The 17,953-nt window shown below is 69.1% G+C and carries 15 protein-coding genes; 8 read left to right on the forward strand and 7 right to left on the reverse strand.

Features of this window, described 5'->3' with window-relative positions; all coding sequences use genetic code 11:
* Positions 1–7: 7 nt before the first annotated feature.
* Positions 8–1,882: a hypothetical protein gene (locus tag ACFU6I_RS26650; protein ID WP_384371265.1), complete on the reverse strand. Its 1,875-nt coding sequence runs from the start codon at positions 1,880–1,882 to the stop codon at positions 8–10.
* Positions 1,883–2,142: 260 nt separating this feature from the next.
* Between ACFU6I_RS26650 and ACFU6I_RS26655 the strand changes: the two genes are divergently transcribed.
* The 5 genes from ACFU6I_RS26655 to ACFU6I_RS26675 all read left to right on the forward strand — a co-directional run bounded on the left by ACFU6I_RS26655 (position 2,143) and on the right by ACFU6I_RS26675 (position 7,929).
* A complete protein-coding gene (locus tag ACFU6I_RS26655) occupies positions 2,143–3,168 on the forward strand; it encodes a LacI family DNA-binding transcriptional regulator (RefSeq protein WP_384371267.1) in 1,026 nt (341 codons plus the stop codon).
* 89 nt (positions 3,169–3,257) lie between these two features.
* Positions 3,258–4,853 (forward strand): FAD-dependent oxidoreductase, encoded by a 1,596-nt coding sequence (locus ACFU6I_RS26660; RefSeq protein WP_384371269.1) that lies wholly within the window; start codon positions 3,258–3,260, stop codon positions 4,851–4,853.
* Positions 4,854–4,870: 17 nt separating this feature from the next.
* Positions 4,871–6,139: an ABC transporter substrate-binding protein gene (locus ACFU6I_RS26665; RefSeq protein WP_384371271.1), complete on the forward strand. Its 1,269-nt coding sequence runs from the start codon at positions 4,871–4,873 to the stop codon at positions 6,137–6,139.
* Positions 6,140–6,146: 7 nt separating this feature from the next.
* Entirely contained in the window at positions 6,147–7,100 is a 954-nt protein-coding gene (locus ACFU6I_RS26670; protein ID WP_384371273.1) for a carbohydrate ABC transporter permease, read from the forward strand.
* Positions 7,090–7,929, forward strand: a complete 840-nt coding sequence (locus ACFU6I_RS26675; protein WP_384371275.1) for a carbohydrate ABC transporter permease — start codon at positions 7,090–7,092, stop codon at positions 7,927–7,929. The genes ACFU6I_RS26670 and ACFU6I_RS26675 overlap by 11 nt, the downstream gene beginning before the upstream one ends.
* 216 nt (positions 7,930–8,145) lie before the next feature.
* Here ACFU6I_RS26675 and ACFU6I_RS26680 read toward each other — a convergent pair whose 3' ends face one another.
* Complete coding sequence (locus ACFU6I_RS26680) at positions 8,146–8,763, reverse strand: TOPRIM nucleotidyl transferase/hydrolase domain-containing protein (protein ID WP_384371277.1); 618 nt, start codon at positions 8,761–8,763, stop codon at positions 8,146–8,148.
* Positions 8,764–9,229: 466 nt separating this feature from the next.
* Between ACFU6I_RS26680 and ACFU6I_RS26685 the strand changes: the two genes are divergently transcribed.
* On the forward strand, positions 9,230–9,610 hold the full coding sequence (locus tag ACFU6I_RS26685; protein ID WP_384371279.1) for a hypothetical protein: 381 nt from the start codon (positions 9,230–9,232) through the stop codon (positions 9,608–9,610).
* Between the two features lie 493 nt (positions 9,611–10,103).
* Here ACFU6I_RS26685 and ACFU6I_RS26690 read toward each other — a convergent pair whose 3' ends face one another.
* Positions 10,104–12,830, reverse strand: a complete 2,727-nt coding sequence (locus tag ACFU6I_RS26690) for a SpoIIE family protein phosphatase (protein WP_384371281.1) — start codon at positions 12,828–12,830, stop codon at positions 10,104–10,106.
* A 285-nt stretch (positions 12,831–13,115) separates the two neighbouring features.
* Between ACFU6I_RS26690 and ACFU6I_RS26695 the strand changes: the two genes are divergently transcribed.
* Positions 13,116–13,268: a hypothetical protein gene (locus tag ACFU6I_RS26695; RefSeq protein ID WP_384371283.1), complete on the forward strand. Its 153-nt coding sequence runs from the start codon at positions 13,116–13,118 to the stop codon at positions 13,266–13,268.
* Between the two features lie 84 nt (positions 13,269–13,352).
* Here ACFU6I_RS26695 and ACFU6I_RS26700 read toward each other — a convergent pair whose 3' ends face one another.
* The 3 genes from ACFU6I_RS26700 to ACFU6I_RS26710 all read right to left on the reverse strand — a co-directional run bounded on the left by ACFU6I_RS26700 (position 13,353) and on the right by ACFU6I_RS26710 (position 15,690).
* The gene (locus ACFU6I_RS26700; protein ID WP_384371285.1) at positions 13,353–14,480 is read right to left on the reverse strand and encodes a methyltransferase domain-containing protein; all 1,128 of its coding nucleotides are present in this window, start codon (positions 14,478–14,480) and stop codon (positions 13,353–13,355) included.
* 67 nt (positions 14,481–14,547) lie between these two features.
* The gene (locus tag ACFU6I_RS26705; protein WP_384371287.1) at positions 14,548–14,769 is read right to left on the reverse strand and encodes a transposase; all 222 of its coding nucleotides are present in this window, start codon (positions 14,767–14,769) and stop codon (positions 14,548–14,550) included.
* Between the two features lie 12 nt (positions 14,770–14,781).
* On the reverse strand, positions 14,782–15,690 hold the full coding sequence (locus ACFU6I_RS26710; RefSeq protein WP_384371289.1) for a LysR family transcriptional regulator: 909 nt from the start codon (positions 15,688–15,690) through the stop codon (positions 14,782–14,784).
* Positions 15,691–15,954: 264 nt separating this feature from the next.
* Here ACFU6I_RS26710 and ACFU6I_RS26715 point away from each other — a divergent pair, with 264 nt between their 5' ends.
* Positions 15,955–16,869 (forward strand): alpha/beta fold hydrolase, encoded by a 915-nt coding sequence (locus tag ACFU6I_RS26715; RefSeq protein ID WP_384371291.1) that lies wholly within the window; start codon positions 15,955–15,957, stop codon positions 16,867–16,869.
* A gap of 234 nt (positions 16,870–17,103) precedes the next feature.
* Here ACFU6I_RS26715 and ACFU6I_RS26720 read toward each other — a convergent pair whose 3' ends face one another.
* Complete coding sequence (locus ACFU6I_RS26720) at positions 17,104–17,715, reverse strand: DUF998 domain-containing protein (protein WP_384371293.1); 612 nt, start codon at positions 17,713–17,715, stop codon at positions 17,104–17,106.
* Between the last annotated feature and the right edge of the window lie 238 nt (positions 17,716–17,953).

Raw genomic sequence — 17,953 nt, forward strand, 5'->3', positions numbered from 1 at the left:
CCGGTTGTCAGTAGGCGAGTCTGATGGTCACGTCGATCGTGCCGGCGTGGGGGACCTTCAGGATGTGCATCCTCCGGGTTTCGCCCAGGTATGTGACCGAGGCCGCCGCGATGGTGGCAGCGTGGGGCTCGCCCCAGCGGATGTGTACGACGCCGGGGCCGCGGTGCAGGTCGATGCCGGTTGCGGTGGCGGAGGCCGAGCCGCCCCACGGCACGGTGGTGCCATTGGAGAAGACCACCCGGTCGGACTCCTTGAGGATCAGCGGCATCGTCTCCGTCGCGGATGAGGTGGCCCGCACCGAGCGCTCCACCAGGCCGTTGCCGACCTTCACGTCGGTGACGACGGATCCGCTGGGGGTGGAGAAGCGGAAGGCGTAGGGCTTGCCGCCGAAGAACTGGCCGGCCTGCGGGCCGTTGGAGTCCGGGGCCTGGCCGGGCAGCACGGTGGACCACAGGCCGTAGTTGTTGTCGTTCAGGGATTGGATGAGCGTGCCTGCTACCGGGTGCCAGAGGAACGTCAGGCCGGTGCGTGCGAACGTGGTCGGTCTGGTGCCGAGGTAGGCGCCCAGGTAGACGTTGGGGCGGCGGATGTAGAGGAAGTCCTGGCCGCGGTCGGTGCGGTGCTCGGTGAAGTTCTTCGAGGCCATGTAGGGCACGGCCGCGATGGCTGCGTTCTTCGCCTGCCTGGTGGGGTAGTGCTCGCCGTAGATCGCGTGGCTGAGGATCCGCGGGGAGGTGTCCTGCTTGACCAGGCCGGGCACCGGCGAGGTGTCCGCGGCCCAGGCGCCGCGGGCGGCGGCGAGGTCCTCGCGTGCGGACATGAACGCTCCCAGTGCCGGCACCGCGGGGACGAACTGGGCGTTGAGAGCGGTGCGTTCCGGGTCGGGGCGGGTGTTGGCGTAGGCGAGGGTGCTGGTTCGGGTGGACGGCGCGATGTTGCTGAACCAGCCGGAGCCGTCGGGTTCGCGCAGCAGGTTGTAGCCGAGCCAGTCCGTGTACTTCTCGGCCATCGTCACGAGGCGGCTGTCGTTCGACTGGCGCCATGCGTCCGCCATCTCCGGCAGCATCACCTCGAAGTTGTAGTTCATGTCCGTGCCGCCCTTCTCGTAGAAGAAGCCGGCCGGGCTCTGCCCGTTCTCTGCCAGGCGGGCGAAGGCGCTGTTCAGCTGCGCGCTCAGGCCCGCGTCGGGGTTGGTTCTGAGCGCCAGGGCCGATCCCGCGAGGCCCGCGGTGACCTGGTTCGCGAAGGTGATGGGGGTCTCCCACACGCCACCGTTGGACGGGTCGAGAAGCCAGGTCATCGCGGAGTGCAGCGCCTGGGCGATCTGAGTGCGTCGGGCCGGCAGCAGGTTCGCGTCCTTCAGCAGGACGTGGGTCTTGCTGAGGTATCCGAGCGCGAAGCCGGTGGCGGGCAGGGAGCGCTCGCCGGCGCTGTACTCCGACCACGAGCCGTCGGAGTGCTGGAGGCTCAGGTAGTGGCCGAGCGCTGCGTCCAGGCCCGCCAGTAGCGCCGCGTCGCCCGCATACGGGTTCCAGGAGCGGGGCTTGGTGAGGAACCAGGCCAGCGTGTACACGTGCTCCTGCACCCGAGCGTTGTACGGCGCCGACGGCGTGCGCCACCATCCGCCGCCCATGAAACCGAAGGTCGACGAGTCGTTGCCCTCGATGTCGTTGACCATCCGGGCGAGGCTCACCAGGTAGGGGGCGAAGCGTTGTTCCTCGGCGGCGAAGGCGCGCCGGGGCGGTGTGCCCGCGGGCAGGGGGGCGAGATCCGGGAGGCTGCCCGCGGCCAGGGCACCGGGCGCGGGCAGGGCGGCTGCGAGGCCCGCGGCCCCGGCGGCCGTCAGCAGGGTGCGGCGCGACAGGGAGGTTCCGTACTTCACAAGGCGGCTCCTGGGCGGTGAATGAAGCGGTGAGTGCACGAGCGGTGATGGAAGGCGGCGATGACCGCCGACGGTGCGTGACCGTTCGGTTGATCGGACACAGTCGCCTCATCCGGAGCCGCCGTCAAGGTGCTAATGCGAATTACTTCAGGCATTTGGTGTTGTGGTCGAACCTCTTGACGGACTTGCGGCACGCGCTCTACGGTCCGTTCACCTGACAAGCAATGCGTATTAGCACCATCGATAAGGGGCGATCACTCATGGGCCAGGCTCCAGGAAGGCTCACTCAACGTGACATCGCCCGGCTTGCGGGCGTCAGCCAGACCACGGTCTCGCTGGTGCTCAACAACCGTGGGGACGCCGGTGCGCGGATCGCCCCCGAGACACGGGACCGGGTGCTGCAGGTGATCCGGGAGACCGGGTACGCGGCGGATCCGCTGGCCCGCCGGATGCTCAAGCAACTCAACCAGATCCTGGGCGTGTTCACCTACGAACCGGTCTTCCCCAGCACCAGCGCCGACTTCTACCACCCGTTCCTGCGGGGCATCGAGGAGAGCGCCGAGCGCAGCGGCTGCGATCTGCTGCTGTTCACCTCGGCACCGGTGCGCGACGGGCAGCGGCGGATCTTCCACGAGAACAACCGGCTGCGGGTCGCGGACGGTTGTGTCCTGCTGGGACGTGAGATCCCGACGGCCGAGCTCAGCCGGCTGGTGGCGGAAGGCTATCCATTCGTCTGCGTGGGCCGCCGAGACGACGCCCACGGCCGGCCGGTGCCGTACGTGGGCGCCGACTATGTGAACGCGACCGTGCAGCTCGTCGACCGGGCCCGTGCCTGCGGCCATCGGCGCTTCGCCTTCGTGGGACCCGGCACGGGGGCGGAGTCCTCCGCGGACCGGCTCGCGGGTTTCCGCCGGGCGGTCGGAACCGAGGCGCCGTTCCTCTCAGTCGAGACGCCGGACCCGGCCGAGCGGCTGGCCCGGCTGCTGGAGGCGGGTGTCACCGCCGTGTTCGTGGAGGTGGAGGCCGAGGCGGTGGCCCTGGCGGCGGCCGCGGCGGCACACGGCCTGTCGGTACCGCGCGACCTGTCGATGGTCACCCTGGGCGACCCGACCATCCCGGTCGAATCGTCCCTGGACTTCACGGGATTCCACATCCCCCGGCCGCAGATGGGGCAGCAGGCGGTGGAGTTGCTGGTCGACGTGTTGCACGGACAGACGTCCGTCACCCAGCGGCTGCTCGATTGCGAGCTGACGCACGGGGAGACCCTCGGCCCGCCGGCGTCCTGACGCCCCGGCGGGCCGGAGAGCACGGGCGGAGGGTCGCTCCGTTCCGAAACATCCCTGACAACCGAACGCCCCTTTGAGCAAGGAGACCCATGCACGCGGACGTTCTCGTGGTCGGTGGCGGCACCGGCGGTGTCGCGGCAGCGCTCGGCGCGCTGCGCGCCGGCCGAAGTGTGATCCTCACGGAGGAGTACGACTGGCTGGGCGGTCAGCTCACCAGCCAGGCCGTGCCGCCGGACGAGCACACCTGGATCGAGCAGTTCGGCGCCACCGCCTCCTACCGGGCGCTGCGCGACGGCATCCGCGACTACTACCGGCGTCACTACCCTCTGACGGCCCGGGCCCGCGCCCGCCGTGACCTCAACCCCGGCGCGGGCTGGGTGAGCCGCTTGTGTCACGAACCGCGAGTGGGCGTCGCCGTGATCGACGCGATGCTCGCCCCGTACCGCGGCAGCGGCCGGCTCACCGTCCTGCAGCCCTACCGTCCCGTGGCGGCAGCCACCGACGGCGACCGGGTGGCCGCCGTGACCCTCGCTCACCGTGACAGCGGCGAGCAGATCACCGCCACCGCCGCCTATGTGCTGGACGCCACCGAGACCGGTGAGCTGCTGCCGATGACCGGCACCGAGTACGTCACCGGCTTCGAGGCGCAGAGCGAAACCGGCGAGCCCTCCGCCCCGGAAGTCGCCCAGCCGCTGAACATGCAGGCCGTCTCCTACTGTTTCGCCCTCGACCACGTCGACGGCGACCACACCATCGACCGCCCCGCCTCCTACGACTTCTGGCGCTCCTACCGGCCGTCCTTCTGGGGCGCCCCGCTGCTGTCCTGGTCCGCCCCTCACCCGCGCACCCTTGAAGTCGTCGAACGCGGCTTCACCCCCAACCCCGGCGACGACCCCGCCGAGGTCGTCGCCGACCAGCGGGTCAGCGGGGGCGACATGAATCTGTGGACCTTCCGCCGCATCGCGGCCCGCGACAACTTCGTCCCCGGCGCGTACGCCAGCGACATCACCCTGGTCAACTGGCCGATGATCGACTACTGGGAGGGACCGGTCATCGACGTCCCCGACGCGGAGGCGCATCTGGCCGCCGCGAAGGAGCTTTCGTACTCCCTGCTGTACTGGATGCAGACCGAGGCCCCCCGCGCAGACGGCGGCACAGGCTTCCCCGGGCTGCGGCTGCGCGGCGACATCACCGGCGGCGCGGACGGCCTCGCCCAGGCGCCCTACATCCGTGAGTCCCGCCGTATCCGCGCCGAGTACACCGTCGTCGAGCAGGATCTCTCCCTCGATGCGCGCGGCGGCAAGGGTGCGGTGAACTACCGCGACTCGGTCGGCATCGGCATGTACCGCCTCGACCTGCACCCCTCCACGGGCGGCGACACCTACATCGACGTCCCCTCCAGCCCGTTCGAGATACCGCTCGGCGCGCTGATACCGACCCGGATGGAGAACCTGCTGCCCGCCGGCAAGAACCTCGGCACCACCCACATCACCAACGGCTGCTACCGCCTGCACCCCGTCGAGTGGAACACCGGCGAGGTCGCCGGGCTGCTCGCGGCCCATTGCGTCGAACACAAGCTCACCCCCCGCGGCGTACGCAACACCCCTGCCCGGCTCGAGACCTTCCAGCACCTGCTCCGCGCCCACGGCGTCGAGCTGCGCTGGCCCGACATCAGTGGCTACTGACCAGGAGAGACACCCGTATGAACTCCCACCGACAGCAGCGCACGACCAAGCTCGCCGCCCTGGCCGCCACCGGAGTCCTCGCCCTGACCGCCTGCGGAAGCGGCGGCGACAGCGGTGGCTCCGAGGACGGGCCCGTGAGCCTGCGTATGACGGTCTGGTCCGGCGCCCCGGAGCATCTGAAGCTGCTCAACGGCATCGCCGACGCGTACCGCACGTCCCATCCCGAGGTGAAGTCGATCAAGTTCGATGTCCTCCCGGTCGAGAACTACACCGAGACCCTCACCACCCAGATGGCCGGCGGCAAGGCGCCGGACCTGGCGTGGATATTCGAGAACTCCTCCCTCGACTTCGTCTCCTCCGGCGCCCTGAAGGAGGTCGAGGACGACCCCGACGTGCTGCCCGCCGCCAAGAAGATCTGGCAGCAGGACGGCAAGCTCTACGCCTACCCCTTCTCCACCTCGCCCTTCGGCGTCTTCGTCAATCTCGACATGCTGAAGAAGGCCGGCCGGCCGAGCCCCGCCGAGCTGATCAAACAGGGCAAGTGGAACTGGGACGAGGTCACCAGGACGGGCGCCGCGGTCCATGCCAGGACAGGCAAGACCGGCATGGTCATCCGTGACTTCGACTACAAGGCCTGGGACAACCTCGCCACCTACTGGGACGGCTGGGGCGCCGAGGCCTGGTCCGCCGACGGCAAGACCTGCGGCTTCGACAAGCCGGAGATGGTCGAGGCGATGACCAGCCTGCACAAGGCGATCTTCGACGAGGAGGCGATGCTCGCCCCCGGCACCGCCGCTGACTTCTTTGCAGGCGAGGCCGCCATGACCGTCACCCAGATGAGCCGCGCCTCCCTTCTCACGGACAAGTTCACGTGGGACTTCGTCCCGCTGCCCGAAGGGCCCAAGGGCAAGTACGCCGTGATCGGCCAGGCCGGGATCGCGGTGCTCGCCAGGAGCGCGCACGCCGCCGCTGCCGCCGACTTCCAGGCGTTCATGACCAACAAGGAGAACTCTGCGAAGCTCGGCGCCTATTTCCCGCAGGCCCGCACCTCCCAGCTGAACGCCGCCACGCTCGCCAAGAGCAACGCCAAGCTCAGCGAGGAGCAACTGTCCGGCGTCGTCATCGACGGAATCAAGAACGGCAAGGTCAAGCCCGTCCACATCGGCCAGGCCGAGATCTACTCGGCCGTACGCTCCGGCCTCGACGCGCTGTGGAAGCCGCAAGCCGACGTGCAGAAGGTCCTGACGGGGGTCTGCAGCTCCATCAAGCCGCAGCTGGAGCAGTGACGGCGTCATGAAGTCCCTCGAACGCTCCCGTAGCACGGCCGCCGGTCCGCCGGGCGACGGCACCCGCGCCGGGAAGCCTTTCTGGACCTCCCGGCGCCGGGACCAGCTGGCCGGCTACCTGTTCATCGCCCCGCAGCTGGTCGGCACCGTCGTCTTCGTGCTGATCCCGCTGGTCCTGGTCGTCCGGTACAGCTTCCACGAGTGGAACGTGCTGGCCGGCACCTTCCACTCGGTGGGAACGGACAACTACCGGAAGCTGTTCGACGATCCGAAGCTGCCGGGCGTGCTGCGGGCCACCGCCTACTTCTCCGTCGGCCTGGTGGTCCTCAACCTCTCCCTCGCGCTGGCGCTGGCAGTGCTGCTCAACCAGAAGCTGCGGGGCAGCGTCGTCTTCCGCACCCTGTTCTTCTCACCGGTCGTCGTCTCGCTCGTCGCCTGGACCATCGTGTGGGGCTTCCTGCTCCAGAAGAACGGCGGCATCAACGCCGGCCTGGACCTGATCGGCGTCAAAGGGCCCAACTGGTTGCGCAGCGAGGGAACTTCGATGTTGTCGGCCATCGTCGTGCAGTGCTTCAAGAACGTCGGCCTGAACATGGTGCTCTTCCTGGCCGCCCTGCAGGGAGTGCCTCGCGAGCTGTACGAGGCGGCAACCGTGGACGGCGCAGGGCGATGGCGGCAGTTCTCGCGCATCACGGTGCCGTTGATCAGCCCCACCATCCTGCTCACCTCGATCATCACGGTCGTCGGCTCACTTCAGGTCTTCGCGCAGATCGCTGTCCTCACCCAGGGCGGCCCGTCCGGCTCCACCACCGTGCTCGTCTACTACTTGTACCAACAGGCCTTCAACTTCCACCACTTCGGCTACGGGGCGACACTCTCGGTCCTGCTGTTCGTGATCGTGCTCGTGCTGACCGTCATCCAGTGGCAGATGCGCAAGAAGTGGGTGTTCCATGAGTCGTAAGCTGTCCACTCGTGCCAAGCTGCTGCTCTACGGCGTCCTGATCGTGCTGTGCGTGCCGTTCGTCTTCCCCACCTGGTGGATGGCGACGTCCTCGCTGAAGCCGGCCGGTGACATCTTCGCCTTCCCCCCGAAGCTGTTCCCCGACGATCCGGAACTCGACGCCTACCGCAAGGTCTTCGAACTCCAGCCGTTCGGCCAGCAGTACTTCAACAGCATGTACATCGCGATCGTGGTGACCCTGGGCACGCTCGCGATCTCGTCGCTGGCCGGATACGCCTTCGCCCGCATCCGCTTCCCCGGGCAGAACGCCCTGTTCCTCGTGGTCCTCACCGGTCTGCTGATCCCCAGCGAGGTCACCATCGTCCCGCTGTTCCAGATGTTCCACGACTGGGGGATGATCGACACCCACTGGCCGCTGATCCTGGTGCCGGTCCTCGGCGCACCGAGTGTGCTGGCGACGTTCATCATGCGGCAGTTCTTCATCGCGCTGCCCCACGAACTGGAGGAGGCCGCGCGGATGGACGGCCTGGGCCGCTTCGCCATCTACTGGCGGATCGCCCTGCCACTGGCCCGCCCAGCCCTGTCGGCGGTCGCCATCTTCACCTTCCTGCACAGCTGGAACCTCTACCTGGAGCCGATCGTCTACCTCTCCACCCCGGACATGTTCACCCTGCCGCAGGCCCTCACCCAGTACGTCGACGCCTACGGAGGACCCATGTGGAACGTCCAACTGGCCGCAGCCTCCCTCACCGCACTGCCGGTACTCGTGGTGTTCGTCTTCGCCCAGCGCCAGTTCGTGGAGGGACTCGCGCATACGGGCCTGAAGTGACACGGGTTGGGGGTGTCGTCCGGGGCGGCACTCGAGGTCCTGAGGGAGCGGATCGACGGCGGCCGGCTTGAGACGTGGCTTGCCGGTTCGTCGGGCCGGTCGTTGGCCTGCGTGACGAATGCCGAACGGGCGTTGGTGATGCTGCTCGATATTTTGTGGAGCCTGCGTTCTTGGCGCCGGACCTGCCGCTGCTGCCGACCTCGATCCGTGCTTCGGTCACAGGCTCGCGAGCAGATTGTCGAGGGGAGCAGGTACCCGCTCGGAGTCGAGGGCCTCGACCAGGAGGCGACCGTAGCGGATCTTGCGGCCCTTCTTCGTGCCGAGGAAGCGCCGCATCTGTTGGTGCGGGGGCCGGCCCTGCTGTGCGGGTTGGCGCACGAACGTCTGCCAGGCTTGGAGTTCGCCCTCAGCCCGGACGATCTCCTCAACCCGTGCCACGCCCAGCGCGCGGATGAGTTCGTCCTCCAGGTCCGTCACACACACGAAGAACCCTTGGCGCGGCGCGCGGGCCCGCTCAAGACCGCGGTCGTAGAAGCGCTGCTCGCCCTCATCGCACAGTCCGGTGAGCCGCAGACCCAACCCCGGCGGCCCGAGGAGGCCGGCGTAGCGGCCGATGCTCATCGCTCCGCCCATGGGCATGACGCACACCCCCTCGGCGGGCAGGTCCCGGCCACTGCGCGCGGCCAGCGTCTCGACGGCCGCGAGGTCGCTCGGTCCTTCCAGCAGCACCACGGTCCGCACGCGCAGTCGTACGGCCAGTTCACTCGCCGGCCCGCCGGGGCCGCCCGCCGCCCAGCCGGTGACCGCGTCCCGGAACGCTCGTATGTCAGCCATGGGGCGATTCTGCACCGGCACGGGCGGGCGCGGCACGGAGTTTTCGTCGGCCGTGCTCCGGGGGGGCTTCAAGCGGGGGGAAGAGCGAAACCTCCAGCCCCGGCTCCTGCAGTGCTCCTGAGGGATCCGGGGGAGCGTGCCCTTACGGAGCATGCCGAAGATCGCCGCCCCAGCAAATGGATCACCTGGATGCCGAGCAACGAAAAGCCGCATCCTGGATCTTGAAGGGCGCGGAGGCGGTGTCGTGGACGGCCGGCAACTTCGCACTTCTGACGGTGTGTGCGACCGCTGCTAGCCTGCGCCCATGATCAAGGGGAGATCGCCCGGCCGAATAGCTCACATAGCGGGGGCAACAGGTCAGAGCGTGTATTGATCCTGGCCAGCTTCGTGAACCGGGTCGGCAATGGGCTCTTCAACACGGCGTCGGCGCTCTACTTCACGTTGGTCGTGGATCCTCAGCTGTCCGATGACGGCCCTGACCGCGCACGCTCCCATGTGGGCGGCCGCCGGCCTCGTGGTCGCAGCGATCTTCGTCCACAGCCTCGGGGAGATATGGGAGTCCTCCGCAGGCTTCGCCCTTGGCTTCGGCCTGGCACCGGACCATGCCCAAGGCCAGTACCAAGGGCTTCTCGGGCTCGGCTTCAGCGCAGGCCAGGCGCTCGCCCCCGCCATCCTCACCACCGTCGTGCTCGGACTGGGCACGGCCGGCTGGCTGCTCCTCGGCGCGTTCTTCGCCGCTGTGGGCGCCGTCGGTCCAGCGCTTGAACGCTGGGGCACGCGAACCCGATCTCGACAAGGACCTGCAGTGGCGGGACCCGGCGGAGAGCCGGATGAGGCGCACGCATAGCCGCACCCCGGGTTATGGCGAACGCGTTCCTCTGCGGCCCGCCCGACTGCCCGATCCTCACGGCATCACGCCCCCATGTCCGCCGAACGGCTGGGCGCTCGGGCGAGCCGTGGTGCGGTGACCGGCCATGTCTGCCCCGCGAGGAGCGTCGTCCGGTGCGTGCGATCGCACGGCGGCCGGACGTCCTTGGATGAGGTCTGCCCCGCTCGAACGAATTTGAGAGCGTGGGGAAGGGGCGGAGGAGGGCGTGCCGGGCGGCGCGACGGGGCAAAGCTGGCCGGGAGGGGCACTGGAACTGCGGGTGGTCCACCCCCGTCTGCCCGCCGCTGTTGGGTGACGGGTGGCCGGTGGGTCTCTTCGGATGGCACTGCGGGCGGGACTGTCCGTTCGACGTGCGGAGTCAGACCGCAACGAAGCAGGACGCGGGCGGGCGCTGCTACTGCGACGGGCCGCTTCACGAGGCGACCGCTGCCGCCTGTGCGGCTGGGCCTGCTCATTCGTCCCATTGGTCAAGGAGGAGGTCGGCCAGGTCGGTGCCGGGTTCTGCGGATCCGTCGTGCAAGGCCTGCTCCGCCCAGATGATCTTGCCGTGGGCGGTGTACCGGGTGCCCCAGCGCCGAGCGAACTGGGCGATCAGGAACAGCCCCCGGCCGCCCTCGTCGGTGGCCGCCGCTCGACGCAGATGCGGCGAGGTGCTGGAGTCGTCGGCGACCTCGCAGATCAGATTGCTGCTGTCGTACAGCAGGCGCAGGCGTATGGGCTGGATGCCGTACCGGATGGCGTTGGTGACCAGCTCGCTGACGATCAGTTCGGCGGTGAAGGTCAGCTGGTCCAGGCCCCAGGTCTCCAGCCGATGGGTGACGCCGGCGCGGACGCGGGAGACGGCCTTCGGATCGGAGGGTATGTCCCAGTCGGCGACTTGGTCGGGGTTCAGCAGCCGGGTGCGGGCGATGAGCAGGACGACGTCGTCGCGGGGGCGTTCGGGCAGTAGGGCGTCGATGACTGCCTGGCAGGTCTGGTCCGGGGTGCGGTCGCGGTGGGACAGGGCGTCCCGCAGGAGGCCCAGGCTCGTGTCGAGATCGCGGTTGTGGTCCTCGAGCAGCCCGTCGGTGAACAGGGCCAGCCGGCTGCCCTCGGGCAGCCGTAGTGCGGCGGTTTCGAACGGGAGAGTGCCACCGAGGCCGAGGGGCGGCGAGACGGGGGTGTCGGGGAAGGCGACAGTGCCGTTGGGCTGGACCACGGCAGGACCGAAGTGGCCGGCGCGTGCGAGGGTGCATACACCCGAGACCGGGTCGTAGATCGCGTACAGGCAGGTGGCGCCGGTGATCTGCTGTCCCTCCTCCTCGGCGGCCTCGTCGGCGTCGATTCGGGCGACCAGCTCATCCAGGTGGGCCAGCAGCTCGTCAGGGGCCATGTCCAGGGCGGAGAAGTTGTGCACGGCGGTGCGCAGGCGGCCCATGGTGGCCACCGCGTGCACCCCGTGACCTACGACGTCGCCGACGACGAGGGCCACCCGGGCGCCGGGCAGCGGGATGACGTCGAACCAATCCCCGCCCACCCCCGCCTGCGCGGGCAGATAGCAGTGGGAGACTTCCAGCGCGCTCACGTCCGGCAGCCCCCGCGGCAGCAGGCTGCGCTGCAGGGCGACGGCCATGGTGCGCTCGTGGGTGTAGCGACGGGCGTTGTCGATGGCCACCGCCGCCCGGGCGGCCAGCTCCTCGGCAAAGGACCGATCGTCCTCCCCGAAGGCCTTGGGGGTCTCGGCGCGCCAGAAGTCGGCCAGCCCCAGCACCACGCCGCGGGCCCGCAGCGGCACGCTGATCAGCGAGTGGACGCCGTAGTCCAGGATCTGCCGGGCCCGCTCGGGATGCCGTGCCTGCCAGCTGTACGCCGTGCGCAGGTCGACCTCGAGGACCGCCTGGCCGCTCGCCACGTCCGACACCGCCGGAGCGACGAGCGCGAGTGTGATGAGCTCACCCACCGGGCGGAACGGCGAGTCCTGCCGGACGCCGCTGACGGCCGCGCGCCGCATTGCGGTGCTCCCCTCGGGGGGTTCCTCGCCCCGCAGAACCGGCTCCAGCAGCTCGACGGTGACGACGTCGGCGAAGCGCGGGACCGCCACCTCGGCGAGCTCCTGGGCGGTGCGCGCCACATCCAGTGTGGTGCCTATCCGCACTCCCGCGTCGTAGAGCAGTTTCAAACGCTCCCGGGCCGCCTCCGCCCGGCCTGCAAGCGCCCGCAGCTCGGTGGTGTCCCGCAGCGTCACCGCGCTCCCGGCAACCCCTCCGTAGGGGGCGGTCGGCCGCACATTCACCGCCAGCAGACGGTCGCCCGCCAGATGCACCTCATCGGTCGCCCCGCGCCCGGAGATCAACAATGCGGCCAGGGACGGCTCCAGGCCGAGAGCCGTGACATGGCGGCGTTCCGCGTCCGCAGGCAGGTCGAGCAGGCGTCGTGCCTCGTCGTTGGCCAGCAGCAGCTGCCCGTCCCCACCGATGATCAGCACGCCCTCCCGCACCGAGTGCAGTACCGCGTCGTTGTGCTCGTACATGCGCGTGATCTCGGCCGGGCCGAGGCCGCGGGTCTGGCGCAGCAACCGTCGACTGAGCACCGCCGCTCCGCCCGTGGTGACGGCCACCGCGCCGGCCGCAGCGCCCACCACGGCTACCAACTGCGCTGTGACCATGGCGCTGACGTGCTCAACCGTAATCCCGGCTCCGACCGCGCCGACCACCGACCCGGTCGGTTCCTTGATGGGGACATAGGCCCGGATCTGAGGGCCGAGAGAGCCGACACCTTCCTCCCGTACGGTTCGGCCGGCCAACAGAGGAGCCATGTCCGTAGCGGTGTGGCTGCCAGGGCGACCCGCACGGGAGGAAAGGGCGTAGTAGATTCCGTCCCGGTTCAGAACGCCCACGAAGTCCACGCCGGAGCCCTGCCGGGCCTCCTCGACCCGCGGCTGCAGCACTGCGGTGGCGTGGGGTGACTTCAGGATTCCCACGAGCCCCGGAGAGCTGGCAAAGCCCTGCGCGACGGCGAGTGATTGATTGCCGGCTGCGCGGGTGCTCTCGCGCTGGGACGTCAGCGCGAGCATCACGACGGCCCCGACGGCAAGCAGCACCACGACCGCCACTTGCAGGACGAACATCTGGCCGACGACGCTACGGACACTCAGCACCGAAGACGGCCCCCTTCGCCGGCTGCCGGCGACACCACCCATGAACCGAGCGTCCGGGGAAGGACTGGGTCGGATTCGAAATCCGCGCATAGGTCAATTTTGCGCTTGCTCTTCAAATCCTGGGCTGATCGTATGCGCACGGTCACAGACCCATCCCAGAAAGTGAGGTGCGATAGTGAGGCAGTGGAGGCGGGCAAGGCACACACTCCGTACCACCCGGTATGCGTCCTCGGTTGTCCTCGTAGAGACTCGCCCGTGGGGGATCTCCACACACTCGGCGGTGGTCCATGGCTCGAGACACACTCGGCGGTGGTCCATGGCTCGAGCGTGTCCCAGCAGACGGTGTCCACGATCACCGACTCGGTGATCGACGGCACGACCGCACGGCACTCCCATCCGGTCGACCGCGTCCATTCGGTCGTCTTCGTGGACGCGATCAACGTGAAGCCATGGGGCGCTCAGGCCACCAACCGCCGCTGACAGCATGACGGGACTGCCCCCATGCGGCAACGTCCACTGATTCCGGCGGGTCAGCGGCTTTGCGGCGTTCTCGCGCGCGATGGTTCAGGCTACGAGCAGGCGGAGGCCGAGCTCTGCCGCGTCCAGGGCGACGAGGTCGCGGTTGCGCTCGGCCCACCGGCCTGAGGAAAGGTCGTCGCGGAGACTGTTCACCGCCCGCTCCTCTGCCCCCCGCCCGACTCTCGTCCATACCGACACCGCGCGGCGCACATGTTCGTCCAGGTACGCCTCGGGCCGGCGCCAGTGGGCCTCGAAGAAGCCGTCAGCGCAGTCCCACGGGATGAGCACCGGCTCCGCGCGGCCCCCGATCGCGCAGGTCAGGTCGGCCAGTGAAGGCCAGTCGACGAGAAGGTCGGCGAATTCAGGCAGGTAGTCGCGGGTGAGCCAGAACCGCTCACGCCAGCCGGTGGCACTGGCGTCGTACGTGAACACCACCACCCGGCGGGCCACGCGCCGCATCTCGCGCAGCCCGGCGACCGGGTCCGGCCAGTGATGAACGGTGCTGACCGCCATCGCGGCGTCGAAGGACTGGTCCTCGAAGGGGAGGCTCTCCGCACTGGCGGCCACGCACGGCGCCGCGCCCGCGGGACGCTGTGCCCGCATGACCGCCGACGGTTCCACCGCGGTCACGTCGCGGTCGGAGGGCTCGTAGGAGCCGGTGCCGGCCCCGACGTTCAATACCGTCCGTGCGTCCCCAAGCGCATCCCAGATCCTCGCGGCGATGCGCGGCTCGGTGCGCCGCGTCGCTGGGTAAGCGGACCCGATGGCTTCGTACAACTGCGCGCCGAACACTTTAAGTTGATCCTCCGGCGTCGTCCTGATCCCCATGGCCCGTGCCTCCAGTTCCCTGTCCATGGCCGTCACCATGGCAGCAGCGCGGTCGCGCTGTTCCAGCAGCAGGCCACGCAGCCGGTGCAGGTGCGCGACCGCGTCGGTGGTCGGGTCGTCGACCAGATCCGCGATCTCGCGCAATCCGAAGCCCAGCCGCCGGTAGGCGAGCACCTCCCGCAGTCGCTCCACGTCGCCCGCCGAGTAGGCCCGGTACCCGGCCGCGGTCCGCGCGGACGGCTGCACGAGGCCGATCCCGTCATAGTGATGCAGCGTGCGGACGCTCACGCCGGCCAGTTCGGCCACACGTCCCACGGTCAGGTGCTCTTCCACGCGCTCGATCATGCGGCATGACGCCACGTGAGGGTCAAGCGCTTCGCTCGTGGCGCCACTGCCGTGCCGGCCAGTGGCGTCAGGCCGTCGAGCGGTCGTGACGCTCCTCGACCGACTTCCACGGTCCCAACCGATCCGACAGGTCGCGCCATTGAATGCCGGTCCGTACCCGGTGCAAGACCCTGTCGATCACCTGCCGGTGATCACGCAACCGTCCGCACCAACCGTTGTTCACCGGCAGGAACGGCTGCCTCCGGGAGGTCCGGACCGCAGTCGTCGAGCAAGTCCTGGCCGCACCCACCGACGCCTGTGGTCAGGTCCGGGCCGGGGCCGGCGCGGAGGCCGCGGCGAGCGCGTCGAGCAGGCCGCGCAAGGCGGGCTGGTCCCACGTCGCCTCGCGGACGGCAGCGCAGATGGCCCGGACCGGTTCGGGCCCCCGGACCTTGCACACCACGACGTCGGGGTGACCGCCGCCCAGCCCCATCCGTGGAACGAGGGCGACACCGAGACGGGCCGCGACGAAGGCCAGCGCCGTGGCGTAGTCACCGCTCTCGACCACGAATCCAGGGCTGAAACCAGCCGCCGCACAGGCGTCGAGGATGATGCCGAGGCAAGGGTCCGACGCCCGTTCACTGCCGACCCAGGCCTCGTCCGAGAGATCGCCGAGGTCGATCACCTCCTGCTCGGCGAGCCGGTGCCCCCGGGGCAGCACGATGCGGTACGGATCGTCGAGCAGGTGGTCGAGCCGGAGACCGGACGGGACCCGGTCCGGTGGCCGCACGACGACGGCGAGGTCGGCGCGGCCCTCCTTGACCTCGGGCAGCGGGTCGTTCCGGTCGGTCACGGCGAGGTCGATCCGGATGCCCGGGTGCGTGACCCGCAGACGGGCCAGTGCGGGGGCCACCAGGGCAGCGCCGGCCGTGCCGAAGTAGCGCACCGTCAGGCATCCGGTGCGTCCCTCGCGCAGATCGGCCAGTGATGTCTCGGCCTCGGCGACGACCTTGCTGATGGTGGCGGCGTACCCGGTCAGCAGGCGGCCGGCCTCGGTGGGCCGGACACCTCGCCCGACCCGTTCGAGCAACGCTGTCCCCGCCTCTTTCTCCAGCGCGGCGACCTGCTGGCTGATGGCGGACGGGGTATAGCCGAGATTCGCCGCGGCCGCGGTGACCGATCCACTGGTGACGACCGCACGCAGGACTTGCATCCGCCTCACATCAAGCATGCAGGAGAGGTTAACAACCGCTGTAGATCATTTCACTTGTCCTGTTGTGTCTTCTGACGCACCGTTGAGGAACGAGGCAAGGCTCGGCGCCCGGGCGCCAAGCCTCTGAAGGGGGAGGACCTGCCGAGCAGAGTCGTCCCCAAGGGGGTGCCCGCTGGGCCGAGGCGCAACACCAAGCACGTACGAGTCAAGCGGCCCCTTCCCACCAGCACCGCCACCGACCACCCCGACCGCCCGCCCGGCCCAGAAAACGGAGAACCGATCGTGCCCTTCGACCACGACCTCCAGGACCCACAGATCCCCCTCGTCACGCACAAAATGGCCGACATCGAGCCGGGGCTCCGCCTGCACTGCGTGACCGCCGGGCAGGGCGAGCGCACAGTCGTGCTCCTGCACGGCTTTCCCCAGACCTGGTGGGAGTGGCACCGTGTGATCGGGCCCCTGGTGAAGAACGGCTACCGGATCATCGCCCCCGACTACCGGGGTGCCGGCCACTCCTCGCGCCCCGCCGGCGGCTACGACAAGCAGACCATGGCGCGCGACCTCCACCGGCTGCTCCACGAGCACCTCGGAGTCCACGACCCCTTCGTCCTCGTCGGCCACGACATCGGGCTGATGGTCGCGCATGCCTACGCACGTCAGTTCCGCGACGACGTGTCCCACTTGGTGGTGATGGACGCGCCGCTGCCGGGCACCGAAGTGTTCGACCGGGTCCGTACTGATCCGCGCGTCTGGCACTTTGCGTTCCACGGCGCACGCGACGTGGCCGAGATGCTGGTCGCCGGGCGTGAACGGGAGTATCTCCAGGCCTTCTTCGCCGTACGCAACTCCGATCCGTCGGCGATCGGCACACACGACTTCGACGTCTTCGTCGCCGCCTATTCCGCGCCGGGAGCGATGCGCGCGGGCTTCGAGCTGTACCGGGCCTTCGACCAGGACGCTGCGGACAACCGCGCGGCGCTGAAGCGGGACGGCAGGCTGACCGTTCCGGTGCTCGCGGTCGGTGGCGTCATGAGCACGACCGGGGCGCTCGTCGAGGAAATGATGCGTGAGGTGGCCGAAGACGTGACCGGAGCCATCGTGCCCGGTACCGCCCACTGGATCGCGGAGGAGAACCCGCAGGCGTTCGTCGAGACGCTGCTGACGTTCACCGAGGAGCGGCCGGGTGAGGAGCGGTAGGCCGATTCACCCCCGACACCGATGCGGTGCAGCTCTTGGTGAGGGGGAGTTGCCAAGGGATCGAGGACAGCCGTGCGGATCCTCGGAGCGACTGGCGTGGCTCTTGGCCTGGGTCCGGCGCACTCCCAGGAGCACGCCGGACATATGGGACCTGGTCGTCTCCGGGCACACCGGCACGCTCAACTTCACCGAGATCCATCAGAAGGCCTGCCGGCAAGAGGTCAAGGTCTGGGCCTACGGCCATGGCGTCCGGCGTGCGGGTGCCTGACGGATCAGTCCAAGAACGCCGACTGCCAGCGCCCACACCAAGAGGGGAAACGCCGCGACCCGTTCCATGCCCCCCATACCGAGCCCGAGGTAGTGGTGGGAGAGAAAGAGCCCGAAGGCCGTGATCGCTGTGATACCCATCAGGGTGGTCACCCGGCGCAGTGGATTCGGAACGCGGTCGGTCAAGCCGAATCCTGCCAGGAGGAGGCCGATGTTGCCCGTTGCCATGATGAGGATGGCACCCAGGATGTGCTGGTTCTCGTTGATGTCCGCAGGGGCCAGCCCGGCCAACGCGAATCCCACACCGGCACCGGCCAGCAGCAAGCGGGCCCCGGTCGCGGCCGAACCTCTGCGCCACAGAGAACCACCGGTCAGGGCAGCACCGACGACGAGCAGCGTCCCCAGAGCAATGAACGAAACGTTCATCAGGTCGTGCTCAGGGGAACAGATGTACCGCGGCTCGGGCTCCGTCTGCAGGGCGCAGTGAGCATTACCCAGGTCGCTGATGTTGTTCCGCGCCCAGCTGTACGGTCTTGCCCAAGCCGACTCCGCAATCCCGTGGATGACGAAAAATTGCACTACACCCACGATCCACGCGGAGTACCCGATCCGATGCCTCAACTCTCCACCTTCTGCCGCATGTTGTCCGTGCGGACAGCGGATCACGAGACGCTGGTCCCAGGCACTCCGACAAGCCCCCTGGAGTGGGGTGGGGTAGACCCCCTGGACATCCTCAGGTCAGGGGAGCAGAGCGCCCGAAGGACGAGCACCGCCACCCGTCGGCGTGGGGGTTGACGGTGTACCGGGCTCCGGCTCC

The sequence above is a fragment of the Streptomyces sp. NPDC057486 genome, assembly GCF_042802415.1.
Classification (GTDB): domain Bacteria; phylum Actinomycetota; class Actinomycetes; order Streptomycetales; family Streptomycetaceae; genus Streptomyces; species Streptomyces yanii.

Bases quoted from the DNA above. Each gene is read 5' to 3' on its own strand.
- ACFU6I_RS26700 (WP_384371285.1), bottom strand. From the start codon at position 14,480: ATGATCGAGCGCGTGGAAGAGCACCTGACCGTGGGACGTGTGGCCGAA.
- ACFU6I_RS26675 (WP_384371275.1), top strand. From the start codon at position 7,090: ATGAGTCGTAAGCTGTCCACTCGTGCCAAGCTGCTGCTCTACGGCGTC.
- ACFU6I_RS26655 (WP_384371267.1), top strand. From the start codon at position 2,143: ATGGGCCAGGCTCCAGGAAGGCTCACTCAACGTGACATCGCCCGGCTT.
- ACFU6I_RS26680 (WP_384371277.1), bottom strand. From the start codon at position 8,763: ATGGCTGACATACGAGCGTTCCGGGACGCGGTCACCGGCTGGGCGGCG.
- ACFU6I_RS26660 (WP_384371269.1), top strand. From the start codon at position 3,258: ATGCACGCGGACGTTCTCGTGGTCGGTGGCGGCACCGGCGGTGTCGCG.
- ACFU6I_RS26670 (WP_384371273.1), top strand. From the start codon at position 6,147: ATGAAGTCCCTCGAACGCTCCCGTAGCACGGCCGCCGGTCCGCCGGGC.
- ACFU6I_RS26710 (WP_384371289.1), bottom strand. From the start codon at position 15,690: ATGCTTGATGTGAGGCGGATGCAAGTCCTGCGTGCGGTCGTCACCAGT.
- ACFU6I_RS26685 (WP_384371279.1), top strand. From the start codon at position 9,230: ATGACGGCCCTGACCGCGCACGCTCCCATGTGGGCGGCCGCCGGCCTC.
- ACFU6I_RS26665 (WP_384371271.1), top strand. From the start codon at position 4,871: ATGAACTCCCACCGACAGCAGCGCACGACCAAGCTCGCCGCCCTGGCC.
- ACFU6I_RS26690 (WP_384371281.1), bottom strand. From the start codon at position 12,830: ATGGGTGGTGTCGCCGGCAGCCGGCGAAGGGGGCCGTCTTCGGTGCTG.